Origin of the sequence: Pseudomonas sp. PDM30 (assembly GCF_019218985.1) — a bacterium.
In the GTDB taxonomy this organism is placed as follows: Bacteria; Pseudomonadota; Gammaproteobacteria; order Pseudomonadales; family Pseudomonadaceae; genus Aquipseudomonas; species Aquipseudomonas jessenii.
This window is the reverse complement of sequence record NZ_JAHUWM010000007.1, coordinates 26,625-45,483: the sequence shown is the minus strand read 5'-3', so window position 1 is coordinate 45,483 and position 18,859 is coordinate 26,625. Positions and strand designations below refer to the sequence as shown.

General features: G+C 62.0%; 16 protein-coding genes, 1 tRNA gene and 1 pseudogene. 11 read left to right on the top strand and 7 right to left on the bottom strand.

What is annotated here, in order from left to right:
• The 5 genes from KW840_RS17600 to KW840_RS17580 are packed head-to-tail and all read left to right on the top strand — an operon-like array spanning window position 1 to window position 4,538.
• Window positions 1–945, top strand: a complete 945-nt coding sequence (locus tag KW840_RS17600) for an ABC transporter substrate-binding protein (RefSeq protein ID WP_218496560.1) — start codon at window positions 1–3, stop codon at window positions 943–945.
• A complete protein-coding gene (locus KW840_RS17595; RefSeq protein WP_218496559.1) occupies window positions 942–1,931 on the top strand; it encodes an iron ABC transporter permease in 990 nt (329 codons plus the stop codon). The genes KW840_RS17600 and KW840_RS17595 overlap by 4 nt, the downstream gene beginning before the upstream one ends.
• Complete coding sequence (locus tag KW840_RS17590; protein WP_218496558.1) at window positions 1,924–2,955, top strand: iron chelate uptake ABC transporter family permease subunit; 1,032 nt, start codon at window positions 1,924–1,926, stop codon at window positions 2,953–2,955. The genes KW840_RS17595 and KW840_RS17590 overlap by 8 nt, the downstream gene beginning before the upstream one ends.
• A 12-nt stretch (window positions 2,956–2,967) precedes the next feature.
• Window positions 2,968–3,759: an ABC transporter ATP-binding protein gene (locus tag KW840_RS17585; RefSeq protein ID WP_218496556.1), complete on the top strand. Its 792-nt coding sequence runs from the start codon at window positions 2,968–2,970 to the stop codon at window positions 3,757–3,759.
• Entirely contained in the window at window positions 3,756–4,538 is a 783-nt protein-coding gene (locus KW840_RS17580) for an IucA/IucC family C-terminal-domain containing protein (RefSeq protein ID WP_218496554.1), read from the top strand. The genes KW840_RS17585 and KW840_RS17580 overlap by 4 nt, the downstream gene beginning before the upstream one ends.
• A 75-nt stretch (window positions 4,539–4,613) precedes the next feature.
• Here the strand turns inward: KW840_RS17580 and aldA are convergent, their stop codons facing one another.
• From aldA to KW840_RS17560, 4 genes are read right to left on the bottom strand one after another with little or no spacing between them, the layout of a single operon-like run.
• Window positions 4,614–6,047, bottom strand: a complete 1,434-nt coding sequence (aldA, locus tag KW840_RS17575) for an aldehyde dehydrogenase (RefSeq protein ID WP_218496551.1) — start codon at window positions 6,045–6,047, stop codon at window positions 4,614–4,616.
• 19 nt (window positions 6,048–6,066) lie between these two features.
• On the bottom strand, window positions 6,067–6,867 hold the full coding sequence (locus KW840_RS17570; protein WP_218496549.1) for an aldolase/citrate lyase family protein: 801 nt from the start codon (window positions 6,865–6,867) through the stop codon (window positions 6,067–6,069).
• Between the two features lie 14 nt (window positions 6,868–6,881).
• Window positions 6,882–8,066 carry an L-rhamnonate dehydratase gene (gene rhmD / locus KW840_RS17565; protein ID WP_008067008.1) on the bottom strand — a complete coding sequence of 395 codons (1,185 nt, stop codon included), beginning with the start codon at window positions 8,064–8,066 and terminating at the stop codon, window positions 6,882–6,884.
• 17 nt (window positions 8,067–8,083) lie between these two features.
• Window positions 8,084–9,379: an MFS transporter gene (locus tag KW840_RS17560; RefSeq protein WP_090454238.1), complete on the bottom strand. Its 1,296-nt coding sequence runs from the start codon at window positions 9,377–9,379 to the stop codon at window positions 8,084–8,086.
• Window positions 9,380–9,504: 125 nt separating this feature from the next.
• On the opposite strand from KW840_RS17560, the gene KW840_RS17555 reads away from it, so the two are divergent.
• From KW840_RS17555 to KW840_RS17535, 5 genes are all read left to right on the top strand, one after another.
• Window positions 9,505–10,446: a LysR family transcriptional regulator gene (locus tag KW840_RS17555; RefSeq protein WP_057715562.1), complete on the top strand. Its 942-nt coding sequence runs from the start codon at window positions 9,505–9,507 to the stop codon at window positions 10,444–10,446.
• Window positions 10,447–10,622: 176 nt separating this feature from the next.
• Window positions 10,623–13,454, top strand: coding sequence for a xanthine dehydrogenase family protein molybdopterin-binding subunit (locus tag KW840_RS17550; RefSeq protein ID WP_218496547.1), 2,832 nt, complete (start codon window positions 10,623–10,625; stop codon window positions 13,452–13,454).
• Entirely contained in the window at window positions 13,447–13,986 is a 540-nt protein-coding gene (locus KW840_RS17545; RefSeq protein ID WP_015095868.1) for a (2Fe-2S)-binding protein, read from the top strand. The genes KW840_RS17550 and KW840_RS17545 overlap by 8 nt, the downstream gene beginning before the upstream one ends.
• A 2-nt stretch (window positions 13,987–13,988) precedes the next feature.
• Window positions 13,989–15,227, top strand: a complete 1,239-nt coding sequence (locus KW840_RS17540) for a cytochrome c (protein WP_218496545.1) — start codon at window positions 13,989–13,991, stop codon at window positions 15,225–15,227.
• Window position 15,228: 1 nt separating this feature from the next.
• Entirely contained in the window at window positions 15,229–16,200 is a 972-nt protein-coding gene (locus KW840_RS17535; protein ID WP_218496543.1) for an XdhC family protein, read from the top strand.
• A gap of 117 nt (window positions 16,201–16,317) precedes the next feature.
• Here KW840_RS17535 and KW840_RS17530 read toward each other — a convergent pair whose 3' ends face one another.
• Window positions 16,318–17,601: an FAD-binding oxidoreductase gene (locus KW840_RS17530; protein WP_090454245.1), complete on the bottom strand. Its 1,284-nt coding sequence runs from the start codon at window positions 17,599–17,601 to the stop codon at window positions 16,318–16,320.
• 183 nt (window positions 17,602–17,784) lie between these two features.
• Between KW840_RS17530 and KW840_RS17525 the strand changes: the two genes are divergently transcribed.
• A tRNA-Val gene (locus tag KW840_RS17525) sits at window positions 17,785–17,861 on the top strand.
• A gap of 99 nt (window positions 17,862–17,960) precedes the next feature.
• Here KW840_RS17525 and KW840_RS17520 read toward each other — a convergent pair.
• Both KW840_RS17520 and KW840_RS17515 read right to left on the bottom strand, forming a co-directional pair.
• A pseudogene (locus tag KW840_RS17520) lies at window positions 17,961–18,278 on the bottom strand (tyrosine-type recombinase/integrase); the annotation flags it as partial.
• A 429-nt stretch (window positions 18,279–18,707) separates the two neighbouring features.
• Window positions 18,708–18,854 (bottom strand): hypothetical protein, encoded by a 147-nt coding sequence (locus KW840_RS17515; RefSeq protein ID WP_218496541.1) that lies wholly within the window; start codon window positions 18,852–18,854, stop codon window positions 18,708–18,710.
• Window positions 18,855–18,859 lie beyond the last annotated feature (5 nt).

The following is an 18,859-nucleotide window of genomic DNA, read 5'->3' as shown; positions in this document are numbered from 1 at the left end:
ATGCGCAGCCTCACTTACCCGCTCAAGAACGAACAGGTCAACACGCCCTCCAGGCGCACGCTGCTGCGCCTTTCCCTGGGCGTGCTTGCGCTGAGGTATACCCCATCGGCGTGGGCCCGGGCCGACGCCGCGCCGCTGCGGGTGATCACCCTGTTTCAGGGTGCCACGGACAGCGCCGTGGCGTTAGGCATTATACCGTGCGGCATTGTCGATTCCTGGAGTGAAAAGCCCACCTATCGCTATCTGCGCTCGGCGCTGGAGCCGGTGCCCCATGTCGGGCTGGAAACCCAGCCGAGCCTTGAGGACATCGCGCTGCTCAAGCCGGACGTGATCATCGCCTCGCGTTTTCGTCATGAGCGCATCGCACCCTTGCTCAAGCAGATCGCTCCGGTGGTGATGCTGGAGGAGGTGTTCGAATTCAAAAAGACCCTGGCACTGATGGGCCTGGCCTTGCACCGCCAGCAGCGGGCTGACGAGATGTTGGCCCGATGGCAGTTGCGCACGGCACAACTGCGTCAGCAACTGCAGCAAAAGTTTGCCGGGCGCTGGCCGCCGACGGTGTCGATTCTGGATGTCCGCGAAGACCATATCCGCAGTTATTTGCCGGCCAGTTTTCCAGGTTCGATAGTCACTGAACTGGGGTTCGGCTGGAGTGAGGCCAGTCGGGCGGCGAGCGGGGTATCGATCAAACTCACCAGCAAGGAAAGTCTGGCGGTGGTCAATGCCGATATTTTCTTTGTCTTCTTGCGTGCGGAGAAACCGGCAGTGCAACGAAATTATGAAAGCCTGGTGCGGCATCCGCTGTGGCAGCAAATGCGTGCGCCGCAACAGGGGCAGGTGTGGCGGATCGACGGAGTGGCCTGGAGCCTGTCGGGCGGGATGCTCGGTGCGAACCTGATGCTCGATGACGTTGCGCGGCTGGTCACGGCGGACCTGGCCGGATGAGCAATGGTTTGAAACTGTGCTGTGCCGGGGTCGTGTTGATCCTCAGCAGTGTGCTGAGCCTGGCAGTCGGAGCGACCTGGATTCCGCTTTCGCAAATTGCCGCAGCCTTCGTGCACCCCGACCCGCTGAGCGTCAGCCATGTGCTGGTGACCACCACACGCCTGTCGCGCACCTTGATGGCGATGGCCGTGGGCGCGAGCCTGGCCGTGGCGGGGGCCTTGATGCAGGCACTGACGCGCAATCCGCTGGCGTCCCCCGGTTTGTTCGGGATCAATGCCGGCGCGACCTTTTTTATCATCCTGTGTTCCTCGTTGTTTTCTCTGTCATCCCCGGATGCCTGGTTGTGGTGTGCGTTCATCGGCGCGGCCGTGGCCGGCAGCCTGGTGTGGCTGATCGGCAACATGGGGCAGGGCAGTCTCAGCCCGTTGCGCATTGTGTTGGCGGGAGCGGCGATGGCGGCGTTGTTCTCCGCATTCAGCCAGGCGTTGCTGGTGGTCAATCAGGATGGCCTGGATACGGTGCTGTTCTGGCTGGCGGGCTCGTTGACCGAGCGCAGCCTGTCGGTCGCCGCGCCACTGCTGGTGTGTGGCGTACTCGGATTGTTCGGCGCGATGTTGCTGGCGGGGCAGGTCAACGTGCTTAACGCCGGCGAGGAGATCGCCACCGGTTTGGGTCAGCGAACCGGCTTGATCCGGCTGCTGATGAGCGTGCTGGTGATCTGTCTGGCGGGCAGTGCCGTGGCACTGGCCGGCAGCATCGGGTTTATCGGTTTGCTGGTGCCGCACATGGTGCGCAAGGGCTTGTCCATTGATTATCGCTGGTTGCTGCCGGGGAGTGCGCTACTCGGCGCGATTGTCCTGCTGCTGGCCGATACCTTGTCGCGGGTGTTGATCCTGCCGCAGGAGGTGCCTGTGGGTGTAATGACGGCGTTGTTCGGCGCACCGTTTTTCATTCTGCTGGCCCGGCGCGGAGGTCGTTATGGATAAGGTCCTGACCTGGCGCCGCAGCGGGTTTTCCCGGCGGATCAATGTCGCCACGTTGTGGCGCTTGCTGGCAGTCCTGATGGTGACGGCGCTGATCATGCTCGCCTCGCTGTCGCTGGGCAAAGTCATGCTGTCGCCATTGCAGGTGCTGCGCATTTTGCTGTCGAGCCAGGACCCCAGCCTGACGTTCATCGTCGAGCAACTGCGCTTTCCGCGCATGCTGCTGGCGGCGCTGGTGGGGGCGGCGTTGTCGGTGTCGGGGCTGATTCTGCAAAGCATCATCCGCAACCCGCTGGCGTCACCTGACCTGCTGGGTATCACCAGCGGCGCCAGTGCGGCGGCAGTGCTGTATCTGTCGTTTTTCTCTGTCGCACTGGGCCAACAGTATCTGCCGCTGGCGGCGATGCTCGGTGCCGGGCTGGCGGCATTGGCGATCTATCTGCTGGCCTGGAAACAGGGGGCCTCACCGCTGCGCCTGGTGTTGATCGGGGTCGGCATCAGCGCGATGTTGACCGCCGCGACCACCTTCATTCTGGTCTTCAGTCCGCTGACCACGACCCTGTCGGCTTATGTCTGGCTGACCGGCAGCGTGTATGGCGCCAGTTGGCCGGAACCGCTGGCGCTGGGGCGCTGGTTGTTGGGTATTTGCCCGCTGCTGGTGCTGCTGGCCCGGCAGGTGATGGTGCAACAACTGGATGACTCTCTGGCCCAAGGCATCGGCGTGCACGTGCAGTGGCTGCGCGCCGGCTTGTTGCTGGTGAGCGTGGCATTGGCCGGTGCGGCGATTGCCTGGGGCGGGGCGATTGCGTTTGTCGGGCTGATTGCGCCGCACATTGCCAAACGTCTGGTGACCCCGGGTTTCGGTGGTCAGGCGGTGATGGCGGCGTTGGTCGGGGCAAATCTTGTGGTGCTGGCCGACCTCGCCGGGCGTGTACTGTTTTTGCCGCTGGATCTGCCGGCCGGGATTTTTGTCGCCGTGCTGGGCACACCCTTTTTTCTCTATTTGTTGATCAAACAGCGTCATTAAGGAATTCAACGTATGACGTCGATTGCAAGTCGCGGCCTGACCCTGAGTTATCAGCGCCAGGTGATTATTGACGCGCTGGACATGCAACTGCCCCAGGGCAGGATTTCGGTATTGATCGGCAGCAACGGCTGCGGCAAAAGCACCTTGCTCAAATCCTTCGCCCGACTGCTCAAACCGCAGCAGGGCTCGGTGATTCTCAACGGTGTGGATATCCAGCAAAAGTCCACGGCCGCCGTGGCTCGGGAGTTGGCCATTTTGCCCCAGACCCCCAGCGCGCCGGAGGGCATCACCGTCAGGCAGTTGGTGGCGCTGGGGCGTTATCCGTATCAGAGCTGGATGCAACAGTGGTCGGCGCAAGACGAAGCCATGGTCAACCGCGCGCTGGCGCAAACCAGTCTGCAGACACTGGCGGACCGACCGGTGGACGCGCTGTCCGGCGGGCAACGCCAGCGCGCGTGGATCGCCATGACCTTGGCCCAGGACACCGGTATCGTGCTGCTTGACGAACCCACCACCTTTCTCGACCTGGCGCACCAGATCGAGGTGCTGGACCTGCTGCGCGACCTCAACCGGCTCGAAAACAAAACCATCATCATGGTGCTGCACGACCTCAACCTGGCCTGTCGTTACGCCGACCACATGGTGGCGGTGCACAACCGGACGGCCTTCGCCCAGGGGCGACCCGACGAGGTGTTGACCGAGACCCTGGTCAAAACCGTGTTCGACCTCAATTGCCGGATCATTCCCGATCCGTTCTTTGGAACGCCGTTGTGCATTCCGTTTGGCCGGGAGTTGCCGCAATGAGCCTGGCCTGTCATTTCACTGCGTCGGAGTGGGCGCTGTTGTCCGGTGGCTTGCGGCTCAAGGACAGCGACGAGCGCGACCCGTTGCGTTCGATGAAGGCCCGGGACTTGTTGCAGGAAGACGTGTGCGAGCAACTGCTGGATGCACTGGGCCCGGTGATCGGCTCGCCAACCCGGGCGATCACGGCCTCGCTGCTGGGCAAGCGTTTGTCGTTTCTGGCGACTGGCGCCTGCCTGTACGCGATGTCGGTGTATGACAAGGGGCTGCAAATGTCCCTGGATAACACGGTGATCGAATACGGTCACGATGAGGGGCTGTGGACTTCTTCGATGCCGCTGCATCACGGTCAGCCACTGACCTATGGTCTCAATGAACGCGAGGCCTGGCGGGAAATGCTGGTGCAGGGACTGTTCGCCGGACTGCTGAAACCGCTGTGGCAAACCTTCAATCGTGTCACCGGAGTTTCCCGCCGCATCCTCTGGGAAAACACCGCCGTGCGCGTGTATTCACTGTATGAAAAACGCATGGCAAAAATCGACGACCCTTCGATACGCGAGCGCTATGAAGCGGATTTCAATTGGTTGCTGACCCAAGCCGAACCAGCGCTGTTTGGCCTCGATTACAACCCGCTGAGCCATTTCCGCCGACCGCCGACGCTGGTGGAGGATGGGCAGCGGAGCATTCGCTTTCGCCGAACCTGTTGCTTTTATTACCTGGCCACCGAACCCGCTGAGTACTGTTCAACCTGCCCATTGCTGCGCCCGGGGAAATGCCGATGAGATGCCCATTTCAGGAGGATGGGCAGGCGCCTAAGCGATGGCATAGGCGCGTACCCTTCACAGAAAGTGCGAGGCTCAGCCTTGCAGATAGACCGCGTGGGTGTGGGTGTATTCGTACAGCCCATGCTTGCCATCCGCGCCACCAATACCCGATTTACGCACGCCGGCGTGGAAGCCCTGCATCGCTTCGAAGTTCTCGCGATTGACGTAGGTTTCGCCAAAATCCAGTTCACGCATGGCCTGCAGGGTTTTGCTCAGGTCGCGGGTGTAGATCGATGAAGTCAGGCCATAGTCGCAGTCATTGGCCTGGGCGATGGCTTCGTCCAGGTCGTCGATTATCTGGATCGGCAGCACTGGGCCGAAAATCTCTTCGCGCATGATCTCCATGTCCGCGCGGCAACCCGCCAGCACCGTTGGCTGGAAGTGGAAGCCATTGGGCAGGTCGGCCATCCGCCCGCCGCTGATCAGGCTTGCGCCCTGGCTCAGCGCGGTGCGGACTTTGCGGTTGACGCTGTCCAGCCCCTGGCGGTTGATCAGTGGGCCCATCTCGACGTCGGGCTGGGCAATCGGGTCGCCATAACGGGTCGCGCTCATGGCCGCTGCGATGCGTTCGATAAATTGATCCGCCACCTTGCGTTCGACGTACACCCGCTCGGCACAGTTGCACACCTGCCCGCTGTTTATGATGCGCGAATCGCGGATCGCCCTGACCGCCAGGTCGAGGTCCGCATCCGCCAGCACAATGGCCGGTGCCTTGCCGCCCAGTTCCAGGTTGAGCTTGGTGATGTTCGGTGCGGCGGCAGCCATGATCCGCGAGCCGGTGTCGACGCTGCCGGTGAAGCTGATCATGTCCACGCCCTTGTGCGAGCTCAAGGCGGCGCCGACCTGGCCGTCACCGCAGACCACGTTGAACACGCCGGGCGGCAGGTCGGTTTCGGCCACCAGTCGGGCGAATTCGAAGCAGTTGTTCGGGGTTTCTTCACTGGGCTTGATGACGATGGTGTTGCCGGTCAGCAGGGCCGGGGCCATCTTGCGAGCGATCAGAAAGAACGGGAAATTCCACGGCAGGATCCCGGCCACCACGCCCAACGGTTTGCGGAACAGGAAGATGTTTTCGTTCTGGCGGTCGCTGGTGATGATTTCACCTTCTATGCGCCGGGCCCATTCGGCCATGTAGTCGAGGTAGTCGGCGGTGAAATTGACTTCGACTTCAGCCAGGCCGCTGATCTTGCCTTGTTCCAGGGTGATGGTGCGCGCCAGATGCGCGACGTTTTCCCGCAGCTTGGCGGCGATGCGGCGCAGGTAGCCGGCGCGGTCGTTCGCGGGTTTGCGCGACCAGTCCTTTTGCGCCGCTCGGGCAGCGGCGAGGGCGCGCTCGACGTCCTCGGCGGTCGAGGCCGGGACTTTCGACAGCACGGCGCCGGTGGCCGGGTTGATCACATCGAGGTGGGCAGCGCTGGCCACGAACTGGCCGTCGATGAAGTTTTCGTAAACAGGCACGGATGACATGGTGCGACTCCTTGGCAGATCAGTAAGTGCGTGACGGCGCTTGAGTGGCAGCGGGTTCGCGGTAGCGGGCGAGGGTGGCCATGGCGCCTTGGCGCAGCAGGCTGATGTCGATGGCCACTGCAATGAACTGGCAGCCCCAGCGCTGGTAGCGGCGGGCGTCTTCTTCGTTGGGGGCGAGGATGCCGCAGGCCTTGCCGGCTGCCAGTGTGGCGTTCACGGCGTATTGAATCCGCTCCTGGACTTCCGGATGGCCGGGGTTGCCGGCGTGGCCCAGGCCGATCGACAAATCCGCCGGGCCGATAAACACCGCATCCACACCCTCGACGGCGGCAATCGCTGCGACGTTTTCCACACCGGTGCGCGATTCCACCTGCACGATCAGGCACAGTTGTTCGTGGGCGGTATTCAGGTAGTCCGGCACGCCGTCCCAGCGGGTGGCGCGGGTCAGGCCGCCGCCGACACCGCGAATGCCGTGGGGCGGGTAGCGCATGGCGCGCACCAGTGCCTGTGCCTGCTCGGCGGTTTCGACCATCGGGATCATCAGCGTCTGTGCGCCGATGTCCAGCAGTTGCTTGATCAGGTTGGCATCGCCATTCACTGCGCGCACCACTGGCGCGGTCGAGTAAGGCGCCACGGCCTGCAACTGAGCGAGTACTCCGGGCACGGTGTTGGGCGCGTGCTCGCCATCGATCAGCATCCAGTCGTAACCGGTGGTGGCGACGATCTCGGCGGCGTAGCCGGTGGCGAACCCGGCCCAGATGCCATATTGGGTCGCTGAGCTGTTCAGCGCGGCCTTGAACGCGTTGTGCGGCATGTTCATGTCGAACTCCTTTCTCAGCGGTTATACGGCCGATGCAGTTGGCATTCGGGGTTGAGGGTCACGCCGAAACCTGGCTGGTCGAGCGCGGACAGGCGCATGCGGCCATTGACCGGCACCGGTTCGCCGAGCAATTGCGGGTGGAACATCGGCACCACTTCGTCAGCCTTCGGCGCCATCATCAGGAATTCGGCGAACGGGCTGTTATGCCGGGTGGCGACGAAGTGGTAGCTGTACACCGAAGAGCCGTGGGGGATGACCAGCGCGTTGTGGGCGTCGGCCAGGGCCGAGATCTTCACCAGTTCAGTGATCCCGCCGCACCAGCCGACATCCGGCTGGATGATGTCGCAGCAGCCCATCTCCAACAGCATGCGGAAACCCCAGCGCGTGGCTTCGTGTTCGCCGGTGGTCACCAGCATGCCTTTGGGCACGTTGTTGCGCAGGGCCGCGTAGCCCCAGTAGTCGTCCGGCGGCAGGGCTTCTTCGATCCATTTCAAGCCGTATTCGTGGGCGCCAACCGCCAGTTTGGTGGCGTAGTTGAGGTCCAGGCTCATCCAGCAATCGAGCATCAGCCAGAAGTCCGGGCCGACACGTTCGCGCATGGTGGCCAGTTCTTCGAGGTTCTTGCGCAGGCCTTCCTCGCCCTCGGCCGGGCCGTGGTGCAGCGGCATCTTGCCGCCGATGAAACCCATTTTCTGCGCCAGGTCCGGACGGGCGCCGGTGGCGTAGAACTGCAACTCGTCGCGCACCGCACCGCCGAGCAACTGATGCACGGGCTCCTGGCGGATCTTGCCGAGCAAGTCCCACAGCGCCAGGTCGACGCCGGAGATAGTGTTGATGACGATGCCCTTGCGCCCGTAATACAGGGTCGACTGGTACATCTGATCCCAGATTTTTTCGATGTCGGTGACCCGGGCGCCTTCAAGGAAGCGCGCCAGGTGTTTCTCGACGATGTACGCGGCAGGTTCGCCACCGGTGGTCACGGCAAAACCGACGGTGCCGTCGCTGGCTTCGATTTCCACCACCAGGGTGCCGAGTACGTTGATGCCGAAGGTGCGGCGGCTCTGGCGGTACTCCGGGTATTTGCTCATCGGCGTGGCGATGTGATCGTCGATCCAGTGGCCGTCCGCCTGATCGTGATAATCCGCGCCACCGCCTCGCAAGGTGAAAGCGCGGACGTGTTTGATGGTTGGAATGCCCATGGTGTGACTCCTCAGGTTTAAACGGTGGCCGGTTTGTTCGAGGCTTTATGGCCGGGCGCGCGTATGCCCAGCACCAGCAACGCGGCGATGACGGTGGTAGCGGCCAGCACGTACAAGCCTGCTGCCGGTGAGTGGAAGGCGCCTTCGGCCCAGTTCTTCAGCACCGGGGCGATGAAGCCACCGAGAGCGCCGAACGAGTTGATCAGGGCGATCCCGGCCGCGGCGGCGCTGCCGGCGAGGTAGCTGGAGGGGAAGGTCCAGAACACTGGTTGCACGGCGATGAAGCCGGAGGCGGCAAAGCACAGGGCGATGATCCCCAGCAGCGGGTTGCTGAAGGTCACCGAGCAGGCGATCCCGGCGGCGGCCATGAGCAAGGTCAGGCACGCGGTGCGGCGGCGTTCGCCGGTGCGGTCGCTGTAGCCGGGAATCAGGTAGGCGGCGATCAATGCGCAGATCCAGGGGATCGCTGTCACCAGGCCGACCATCAGCCCGACCTTGGTCCCCAGCAGCCCTCCGACCTGGCTCGGCAGATAAAACACCACGCCATAGACGCTGGCCTGGATCAGCAGGTAAATCAGGCACAGGTACAGCACCGAGGGTTGGCAGATCACGTTGAGCAGGCTGCGGCCGTGGTTCTGTTTATGGCTGTCTTCCTGATCGAGCAGGCTTTGCACTTGTTGGCGTTCCTCGACGGTCAGCCACTTGGCGTCGGCCGGGCGGTTGTCCAGATACCAGTAGGCCCAGATGCCCACAGCCGTCGCCATCAGGCCTTCAACGGCAAACAGCCATTGCCAGCCGTGGAAGCCGGCGAAGCCGTCCAGCTCCAGCAGCAGGCCGGACAGCGGGCTGCCAAAGATGAAGGCCAGCGGTGCACCGAAATAGAAGAAACCCATGGCCTTGCCGCGCACGGCGCTGGGGAACCAGTAGGTGAGGTAGAGGATCACGCCGGGGAAGAAGCCGGCTTCGGCCACGCCCAGCAGAAAGCGCAGGATGTAGAAGCTGGTTTCTGTGTGGGCGAAGACCATGGCGGCGGAGACCAGCCCCCAGGTGACCATGATCCGGCACATCCACAGGCGGGCGCCGACGCGGTGCAGGATTAGGTTGCTCGGCACTTCAAGCAACGCGTAACCCACGAAAAACACCCCGGCGCCGAAGGCGAAGGCGGCATCGCTGATATTGGTGTCGGCTTGAAAGGCTTGTTTGGCGAACCCGACGTTGGCGCGGTCGAGGAAGGCCATGATGTACATCAGCAGGAGAAACGGGAGTAGCCGCCAGGAAATTTTGGCGAGCAGAGGCGCGGGTAGAGTCTTCATCGCAGTTTTCCTTTGGTAGGGCATTTGTTCTTATGGGGAAGACTGTACGGCCGCTGATCGATGCGTTACAAATCGAATCTAGCTCACAACTGATACCTTCAGGGTATCGATAAAAAAGGCCCGTCATGACCACGCCGATCATCTCCCGCAGCCTGCTCAATCGCCTGCGTTACAAGCATCTGCACATGTTGGTGACGCTCAGCAGCAGCCAGAACCTGCACCGCGCTTCGCAAAGCCTGAACATGTCGCAACCGGCGGCAACCCGCATGCTCCATGAGATTGAAGACATGTTCGGCTGCGATCTGTTCGAACGCCTGCCGCGGGGAATGCGCCCGACAGCGTTGGGCCAGGAGCTGATTCGCTTTGCCGAGTCGGCCCTCAGTGGCCTCGACCGTTGTGCCGAGGATCTGATGGCGCGGCAGCTGGGCGGCTACGGCTATCTGTCGATCGGTACCATCATGGGCGCGGCGCCGGGCCTGGTGATGGATTCGATTGCTGAAATCAAGTCGCTCAATCCGCAGCTGCGGATCCGCATCATGGGCGACACCAGCGACCAGGTGATCCAGTTGCTGGAACAGGGTCGCATCGACCTTGCCATCGCCCGGCGCAATGCCGCCACCGACAGTGAGCATTACGTCTTCGAGCAACTGGGTAACGAACGCTTGCTGGTGGTGGTGCACGCCGGCCACCCGCTGGCGCGACGCAAAAAACTGGAGATGGCGGAGCTGGTCAGCGGTTGGCCGTGGATCCTGCAACCGGAAACCAGTCCGGCGCGCATCGGTCTGGATCAGGCGTTGCAGCGCCTGGCGTTGCCGTTGCCGGCAGACATCATCGAATGCAGTTCGGTGTACTCCATGCAGCAACTGATTCAGCTGACCGACGCGATCATGGTCCTGTCGGAAACCGCATTGCGCGACTATCTTAAAATGGGCCTGGTGGTGGCGCTGCCGGTGGAACTGGATGTGCAGATGGCGCCCTTCGGGTTGTTGTTGCGCAAGGGCGAGCACATCAGCCGGGAGTTGGGGTTGTTCATCGATCTGCTGCGACGAAAAGCCGCGGTTTTTTGATTTCTTGGTCAGTTTTTAGTTTTCCGCGAAGGCATAAGCCTATAAACTTAACCTTTCGGTCAGCTTTGCACTGTCAACAACAGCCCTTTGCATCGTCGAAAAGGGCTTCTGCAAGACTCGAGATTTCCAGAACATAACCAGAAGGGCGGACCCCATAACCGCCCAGAGGATGATCCATGTCCAACCGTGATATATCCCGGCGCTCGTTCCTTCAGGGCGGGCTGGTAGCGGGTGTGAGCGTGACGCTCACGCCATTGAGCAGCCAGGCGCTGGCCGCCTTGATGGAAAACAGCGTGACCGTGCCGTCCGAGCAGTGGCTCGGCAACAATGGCAAGGCGCGCGCCCGTAACGATGCCTTGTCCAAGGTCTGCGGCAGCAAGGTCTTTGCCCGCGACATCCGCGCCAAGGACATGCCGGGCTGGCCGCAGCAGCAAGGCCACGCCATGCTGCTCAAAACCATCAAGGCCGACCACATCTTTGCAGGCATCGACCTGTCGTGGCTCGGTGCCGAGTTGCAACCGGACCGCATCGTCACGGCCGAAGACCTGGTCAAGGACGGTATCGTGTTCCCCGAGGAGCACGCCCCGGATCCGCTGTTGCCTGCCGGCAAGGTGCCGATGTTCATCGGGCACCCGGTGGCGATCCTGATCTGGAACGACTTCGAGCGCTTCCGTCAGGCCAAGAACCAACTCAAATTCAATGACAAGGCGATTCGTTACGGTGCCCAGGTGCCGTTCTACGAAGGCGATCCGTACGGCAGCTTCCGCTACGTGCGCGTCGGCGGCGCGACTTCGGCGGACGAAGACGAATTCGCCAGCCTCAAGGATTCGATTCTGTTCCCGATGCTGAAAAACCGTCGTCCGGTGTGGAACTCCCAGCCGAACCTGCACGGCAATCTGACCGAGCGCGGGTTGTTCTACGCCGAGCGCATGAAGCAGCAGATCGATACGCCGCCGGACAACTGGCTGGTGTTCGACGAACGCTACAAGACCCCGTCGATCGAACCGGCCGCCCTGGAGCCTGACAACGGCAACGGCTGGTACGACCCGACCACCAAGACCCTGCATTTCGTCGTCGCCACCCAGTGTCCGCTGGAAGCCGCGACCGAAACCGCGAAGATGATCGCGCCGTCGCGTTTCGGCCTGGCCAACCTGAACATGCATCCGGGTTACACCGTCGGTTACGGCTCCAAGGACCACAACATTTTCGTCTACTACGCAGCCCTCGCGGCGTTGTACGGCGCGGGTGTACCGGTACGCCTGGCCAACGACCGCTACGAGCAGTTCCAGAGTGGCATCAAGCGTCACCCGTTCGACATTCGCTACCAATTGGCGGTGGACAAGAACGACCACAGCTTCAAGATTTTCCGCTCCGAGATGAGCGTCGACGGTGGCGGACGAATCAACTACAGCCCATCGGTGGCTGCGGTGGGCGCCACGGCGGCACAGTCGATCTACTACATGCCGCAGAACGATCTGCAGGTCACGGCTTATCACTCCCGCGCCGTTGAGGCCGGGTCGATGCGTGGCTACGGCACCCTGCAAAGCATGGCGGCGACCGAGATGATGGTCGATGAAATCGCCGGTCGCCTCGGTGTCGATGCCATCGAGCTGCGTCGCAAGAACGCACTGCGCTCGGGCATGAAAAACACCCAGGGCGCGATCCCGGCCGGTGCCTTGCGCCTGCATGAGATTCTCGACAAGGCGGCAGTCCACGACACCTGGAAAAACCGCGACGCGATCAAGAAACAACGCGAAGCCGCCGATCCGGACAACTGGTACGGGGTGGGTTTCGCCATCTGCCAGAAAGACTTCGGCACCGGTTCCGAAGCGCCGATGGCCAGCATTGAATTCACCGCCGAAGGTCGCATCAGCCTGCGCCACATCGGTATCGAAATCGGCACCGGCATGTCCACCTCCCAGGCCATGGTCGTGGCCGATTTCCTCGGTGTTCCGGCGCACGAAGTGAAGACCGGCGAAACCGAATGGAAAGAGTTGCAGCTGGTCAGTGGCGGCAACCCGTACATCATGAGCCAGGCCGAGCAGGACAACTTCCTGCGCAATCCGCGCTGGGTCGGCAAGGTCGCTTCGGCTTCGTCGGCCACCAACTCGGCGTACTACTTCAGCCACGCGACCCGTGAAGCGGCGCGCGTGCTGTTCAACCACGGCCTGTGGCCGGCGGCGCTGGAAATCTGGCGACAAGGCCCTTACGGCGGTCAGGCCAACCCTTACGTGGTGCGTCGCGAAGACGCCCATTGGGTCGACGGCAAGCTAACGGCCAACGGTATGGAGCCACTGCCTTTCGCCATGCTGGCCAAGCGCGTTCACGAACGTGGCCTGGTGAGCGGCGCCACTGTGCACGGTTTCAACCGCTGGAGCTGGGCCGAGGCCGAGTTCAGCATCGACGGCGTGCGTGAGCGCTTGCCGCTCGACGGTCTGGCCGTGAAGTACGGCGACGGTGCACCGAAGGCGAAGAAGGCGCAGATGAACAGCGCCGGTTTCCATCTGCTGGATCGGCAGGAAATCGCCTACCCGGCGACCCAGCTGAACAACGCGGCGGTGACTTACTACAGCCCGGTCGCGACGCTGGTGGAAGTGAAGGTCAACAAGGGTTCGAACGAAGTGTCGGTACTCAACCATCACTCGTGGGTCGAGTGCGGTCGGGTGCTGGTGGAAGAACTGGTCAGGGGTCAGCTCGAAGGCGGGATCGCCATGGGCATCGGCCATGCGCTGATGGAAGAGATGCCGTTGTACGAAGGCGGGCCGGGGGAGGGTGACTGGAACTTCAACCGTTACCGCTTGCCGATGGCGCGTCACGTCGCGGTGTGGAAACAGACTGCGGAAATCCTGCCGCCATTGTCGCCGAGCGACCCGTCCAAGGGCATCGCCGAGGTGGTGATGATCCCGGTGGTCGGTGCCATCGGTAACGCCGTGGCCCATGCCATCGGTAAACGTGTCCGCGACCTGCCTATCACTTCTGCACGCATCAAGGAGGCCCTCAATGGCTAACCGTCCGCTTCAACTGACCCTCAACGGTCAATCCGTCGGCCCGGTGGACATCCCTGATGACCTGCCGATGATCGACTACCTGCACGAATACAAGAACCTCACCGGTTCGCGCCTGGGCTGCGGCCAGGGCATCTGCCACGCCTGCGTGGTGATTGTCGACAACCCGGACGGCACCAGTGAAGAAGTGCGCACTTGCATCACCGGCGCGCACTATTTCGAAGGCAAGAAGGTTAGGACCATCGAAGGCCATGCGACCTGCGACGAGCAGGGCAAGGTCACCGAGCTGAACCCGATCCAGCAGCGCTTCGTCGACGAGTTCGCCTTCCAGTGCAGCTACTGCGCGCCGGGCTTCGTGAATGCCGCGACCGTGCTGGTGGAAAAGCTGCAGCGTCAGCCCATCGTCAAAAGCCAGCTGGAAAAAGTCATCGAGGACAGCCTCGGTCATCACATCTGCCGTTGCACCGGGTACGTGCGCTACTACAGCGCCACCCGCAACGTGCTGACCGATCTCGGCCTGGTCAAGGAGGGTTAAGCATGAAGCTTCTACTTAGCCGCCTGGCGTTGGCGGTTGGTCTGGCTGCGCCTGTGGTGGCAGCTCACGCCGATGATGCGCAGGTCAAGCAAGGCGAGTACCTCGCCCGCGCCGCCGACTGCATGGCGTGCCACACCGCACCGGGTGGCGCGCCGTACGCGGGCGGCCTGCCGATCGTGTCGCCGTTCGGCACGATCTACGGCACCAACATCACCCCGAGCAAAGAGCACGGTATCGGTCTGTACAACGATGACGAGTTCTTCGCCGCGCTGACCGAAGGCAAGCGCCGTGATGGCGCGAACCTGTATCCGGCGATGCCCTACACCTCGTATCACCTGATCCCGCGTGCAGATTCCGACGCGATTCATGCCTACCTGAAAACCGTCGAGCCGATCGAGCGCGCAGCACCGGTCACCAGCCTGAGCTTCCCGTTCAACGTGCGCCTGGGCCTGATGGGCTGGAACATGATGTACGGCAAGGACGTGAAGCTGGAACCGGCTGAAGGCAAAAGCGAAGCCTGGAAGCGCGGTCAGTACATGGTCGACGTGCTGGGGCACTGTGGCGAGTGCCACACCCCGCGCGGCCTGCCCGGTGCTATGCAGATGGACAAACGCATGACCGGCGGCATTCTCAATGGTTATCTGGCGCCGAGCCTGCTGGCGACAGATCTGGCGGCCCGTGGCTGGAATCATCAGGACCTGAGCTCGTTCCTCAAGCACGGCATGAGCGCCCAGGGCACGATGTTCAACGAGATGTTCCCGGTGTTCCACAACAGCACCCAGGGCCTCAGCGATCCGGATCTGGCGGCGATGGCGACTTTCCTGCTCGGCGATCAGCCGCCTGCGGCGAAAGTGCTCGTCGAAGTGCCTTTGGACAAACTGAGCCCGAGCGCCCAGCGTGGCCGTCAGGAATATTTGAATGTCTGCGCCGGTTGCCATGCACCGGGCGGTGAGGGCAAACCGCACATCGCCGTCGCCATGCGCGGCAACACCACGCTGCGCCTGGAAGATCCGCGCAACCTGGTGCGGGTGATCGACGACGGTATCGGTGAGCAGAAGTTCTCCGGTTTCGAACACATGCAACCGATGCCAGGGTTTGTCGACAAGCTGAATGACGAACAACTCACGGACCTGCTGAACTACCTGCGTCAGGGCTGGGGTGGTCAGCCGAATGATCTGGCAGTGAACGACGTGCAGAAGTTGCGGGCCGATGCGCCGCCGCTCGAGCACAAGGCCCATTGATATGCAGCATCTGGATCTGCAAGTGGTGCGTCGGGCGCTGGAGTGGTCGGCGGCTGGTCAGCGCATCTGGCTGTGTACGGTGCTGGCCACTTACGGCTCGGCACCGCGCGCACCGGGTTCGCTGCTGGCGGTGAACACGCAGGGGCACTGGATTGGCTCGCTGTCCGGTGGCTGTGTCGAGGAAGACTTTCTCGAGCGAGTCGCCGAGGGCGCGTTTCTGGAGCCAGTCAGCGTTGTTCGTTACGGCGAAGGCGACGATCCACGCTCACGCGTCAGCCTGCCCTGTGGCGGGGTGCTGGACGTGCTGGTCGAGAAGCTCGAGGCCGATTGCGAGGTACAAGCGCATCTGCGGGAACTGGAGTCGGCGCTGTTGGGCCGACGTCGGTTGATCCGCGAAGTGGATCTGCAAAGCGGTGCGCGCAGCCTGTTCGATGATCGTGAGCAGGGGGTGCGTATCGAGCGTGAAATCGACCGGGTGCGTGTACGCGTCGGCGCGGCCCAGCGCTTGCTGCTGGCGGGGTATTCCAGTGTCGCCCAGGCCTGTGCGGAGTTTGCCGTGGGGCTTGGGTTCGAGGTGATTTTGTGTGACCCGCGGGACGAAGTGCTCGAAGGCGTCGTGCTGGAAAACGTGGAGATTCGCCGTCAACTGCCGTCGGTGTTCATTGCTGACGGCGGTTGCCACAGCGACACGGCGGTGGTGGCGTTGACCCATGATCCACGTATCGATGACCTGGCAATGATGGAGGCTGTTCGCACCGAGGCGTTCTACATCGGTGTGATGGGCTCCATGCAGACCTCGCAAAAGCGCTTCGAGCGGTTGCGGCGTATTGGTGGCTTGGGCGATGCCGAACTGGCGCGGATTCATGCGCCGATCGGCTTGAACCTGGGCAGCAAGACGCCAGCCGAGATTGCCCTGGCGGTACTGGCGGACATCCTGCGGATTCGCAGCGGTATCCCACGAGATCGTCTCTAACCCCCAAAACCTGTGGGAGCGAGCTTGCTCGCGATGAGGTCGTAACATCCAACACATTCGTTGGCTGCCAGACCGATATCGCGAGCAGGCTCGCTCCCACAATGTATTGCGTGTCGCTTAGTACCCGAATTTATCCCGCAATCCGTAATACCACGCACCCAATGCCGCAAACGGTGTGCGCAGCAATTGGCCGCCGGGGAACGGGTAGTGGGGCAGGTCGGCAAAGGCGTCAAAACGCTCGGCCTGGCCGCGCAGCGCTTCGGCCAGCACCTTGCCCGCCAGGTGCGTGTAGGTCACGCCATGGCCGCTGCAGCCCTGGGAATAGTAGATGTTGTCGCCCAGGCGTCCGACCTGGGGCAGGCGCGACAGGGTCAGCAGGAAGTTGCCCGTCCACGCGTAATCGATCTTCACGTCCTTGAGCTGCGGGAAGGCCTTGAGCATCTTCGGCCGGATGATCGCTTCGATGTTCGCCGGATCCCGCGCGCCATACACCACGCCACCACCGAAAATCAGACGCTTGTCGCCGCTGAGGCGGTAGTAGTCGAGCAGGTAATTGCAGTCTTCGACACAGTAATCCTGAGGCAGTAGGGTCTTGGCCAGTTCTTCACCCAGTGGCTCGGTGGTAATCACCTGTGTGCCGCAAGGCATCGACTTGGCGGCCAGTTCCGGCACCAGATTGCCCAGATAAGCGTTGCCGGCGACGATGATGAATTTGGCCCGAACCTTACCCTGCGGCGTATGCACCACCGGGCTGGCGCCGCGCTCGATGCGTATGGCCGGTGACTGCTCATAGATCGTCCCGCCCAGGGACTCGACCGCCGCCGCTTCACCCAGCGCCAGGTTAAGCGGATGGATATGACCGCCACTCATGTCGAGCATCCCGCCGACGTATTGATCGCAAGCCACCACTTCGCGGATGCGGCGTTGATCCATCAACTCAAGCTGGGTGTGCCCGAAACGCTCCCACAGGCGCTTCTGGGATTCGAGATGACCCATCTGCTTGGCAGTCATCGCGGCGAACACGCCACCGTCTTTCAAGTCACACTGAATGTTGTACCTGGCGACCCGATCACGAATGATTCGCCCACCCTCGAACGCCATCTGCCCCAGCAACTGAGCCTGCTTGGGACCGACCGTGCGCTCGATGACATCGATATCGCGGCTATAGCTGTTAACGATCTGGCCGCCATTACGCCCGGACGCCCCGAAACCCACCCTGGCCGCCTCGAGCACCGTGACCTTGAAGCCGTTCTCCAGCAGAAACAGGGCAGCGGACAGCCCCGTATAACCGGCGCCAATCACACAGACATCGGTCTCCACGTCATCCTGCAACGCCGGGCGCGGTGGAACCGCATTGGCCGATGCGGCGTAATAGGATTCTGGGTAGGGAGTGTTAGCCATCCGGCAGCCTCTGTTTAATATATTTTACGAGTGCGTTGATCCTACCCGAGTTGAAAATCGCCCGCCAGCACCCGGAAAATCTTCTTTGTACCGGCAAAATTAAATATTTTGCATATTCATAGGGTTAGCGCGAAAAAAGGTGTTGACACCCCTCCGGAATTCCGTAGAATGCCGCCTCACAGCAGGCACGTAGCTCAGTTGGTTAGAGCACCACCTTGACATGGTGGGGGTCGTTGGTTCGAGTCCAATCGCGCCTACCAAACAAAATCCGCTCTGCTGGGCGGTCTAGAGGGGTCACCGGAAACGGTGGCCCCTTTTTGCTTTCTGCGATTTGCAAAACTTTTGCAAAAACTCCCACCTCAGAACGCCAATTCGGCGCCCACCTCCAGATACAAGATCTTCTTTTCGTCGTGCCCCTCCTGATAGTGTTTCGCCATCTTCTCGTCCGCATGGCCCATCAGCGCCTGGATATATTCCACCGGGAAATTCTGCTGTTCGTACAGCCATGCCCCTAAAGCTCGGATCTCATGAAAAGTGGGGCGCTCTCCGGCCGGTACGTGGTCGTAGGTGTGCGCGGCGCCCCGGGCCTCGGGCCTGTAGTGGATCAGGCGCGGTGACGCCAGCGGCGACCGCAGGCATTCACTGACAACCTCACGTAGCGCGGCCCTCATAGCGATTTATCGCCCTCCGTCCACCGGCAGACTCAATGTTATTTTTTTTCAGGGTTGTGTTCGGGACACTTGGCGCTGCGCTGGGTAAAGTCATTACCGCTTGCCCGGCCTGGTGTGTTTCAGATGGATTACTGAATGGCCAGCAACTGGTCAGGGTGGGCACCAATTCGAGATAAGGTGCAGGCGACAAAAACCAAGTAGTTCAGCGTGGCGGATCTGCCACTGCTTTCGCACCTTGCAGGCGTTCAGCGCACGCCCCTTGTCGGGGCAGCCTCTGCCGGAGAAGTCAAAGCCCTGGCAAGGCGATCCGAACGGCAAGGCCTCTTTACTTGGGCCAATGCCTCAAGCAGATGATCCTTTGCCTCGTCGGCGGTGCATTCGCGCCCCCCCCCCAAAAAAAAACCGAACATGACTTTGAGCTGCCGCTTGCTGAAGTCACGTAGCCACAATGGCCGCTTCCGGTTTAGCGATCCGCAGGTACTCACGCCAGAGCCGTTCGAAGGGGATAATCATGCCCCGCGCGCACTGGGTAGTGCAGTAGGGCAGATCGGCCAGCACCCTGTCGATGCAGTTGTCCGGCATGCTCT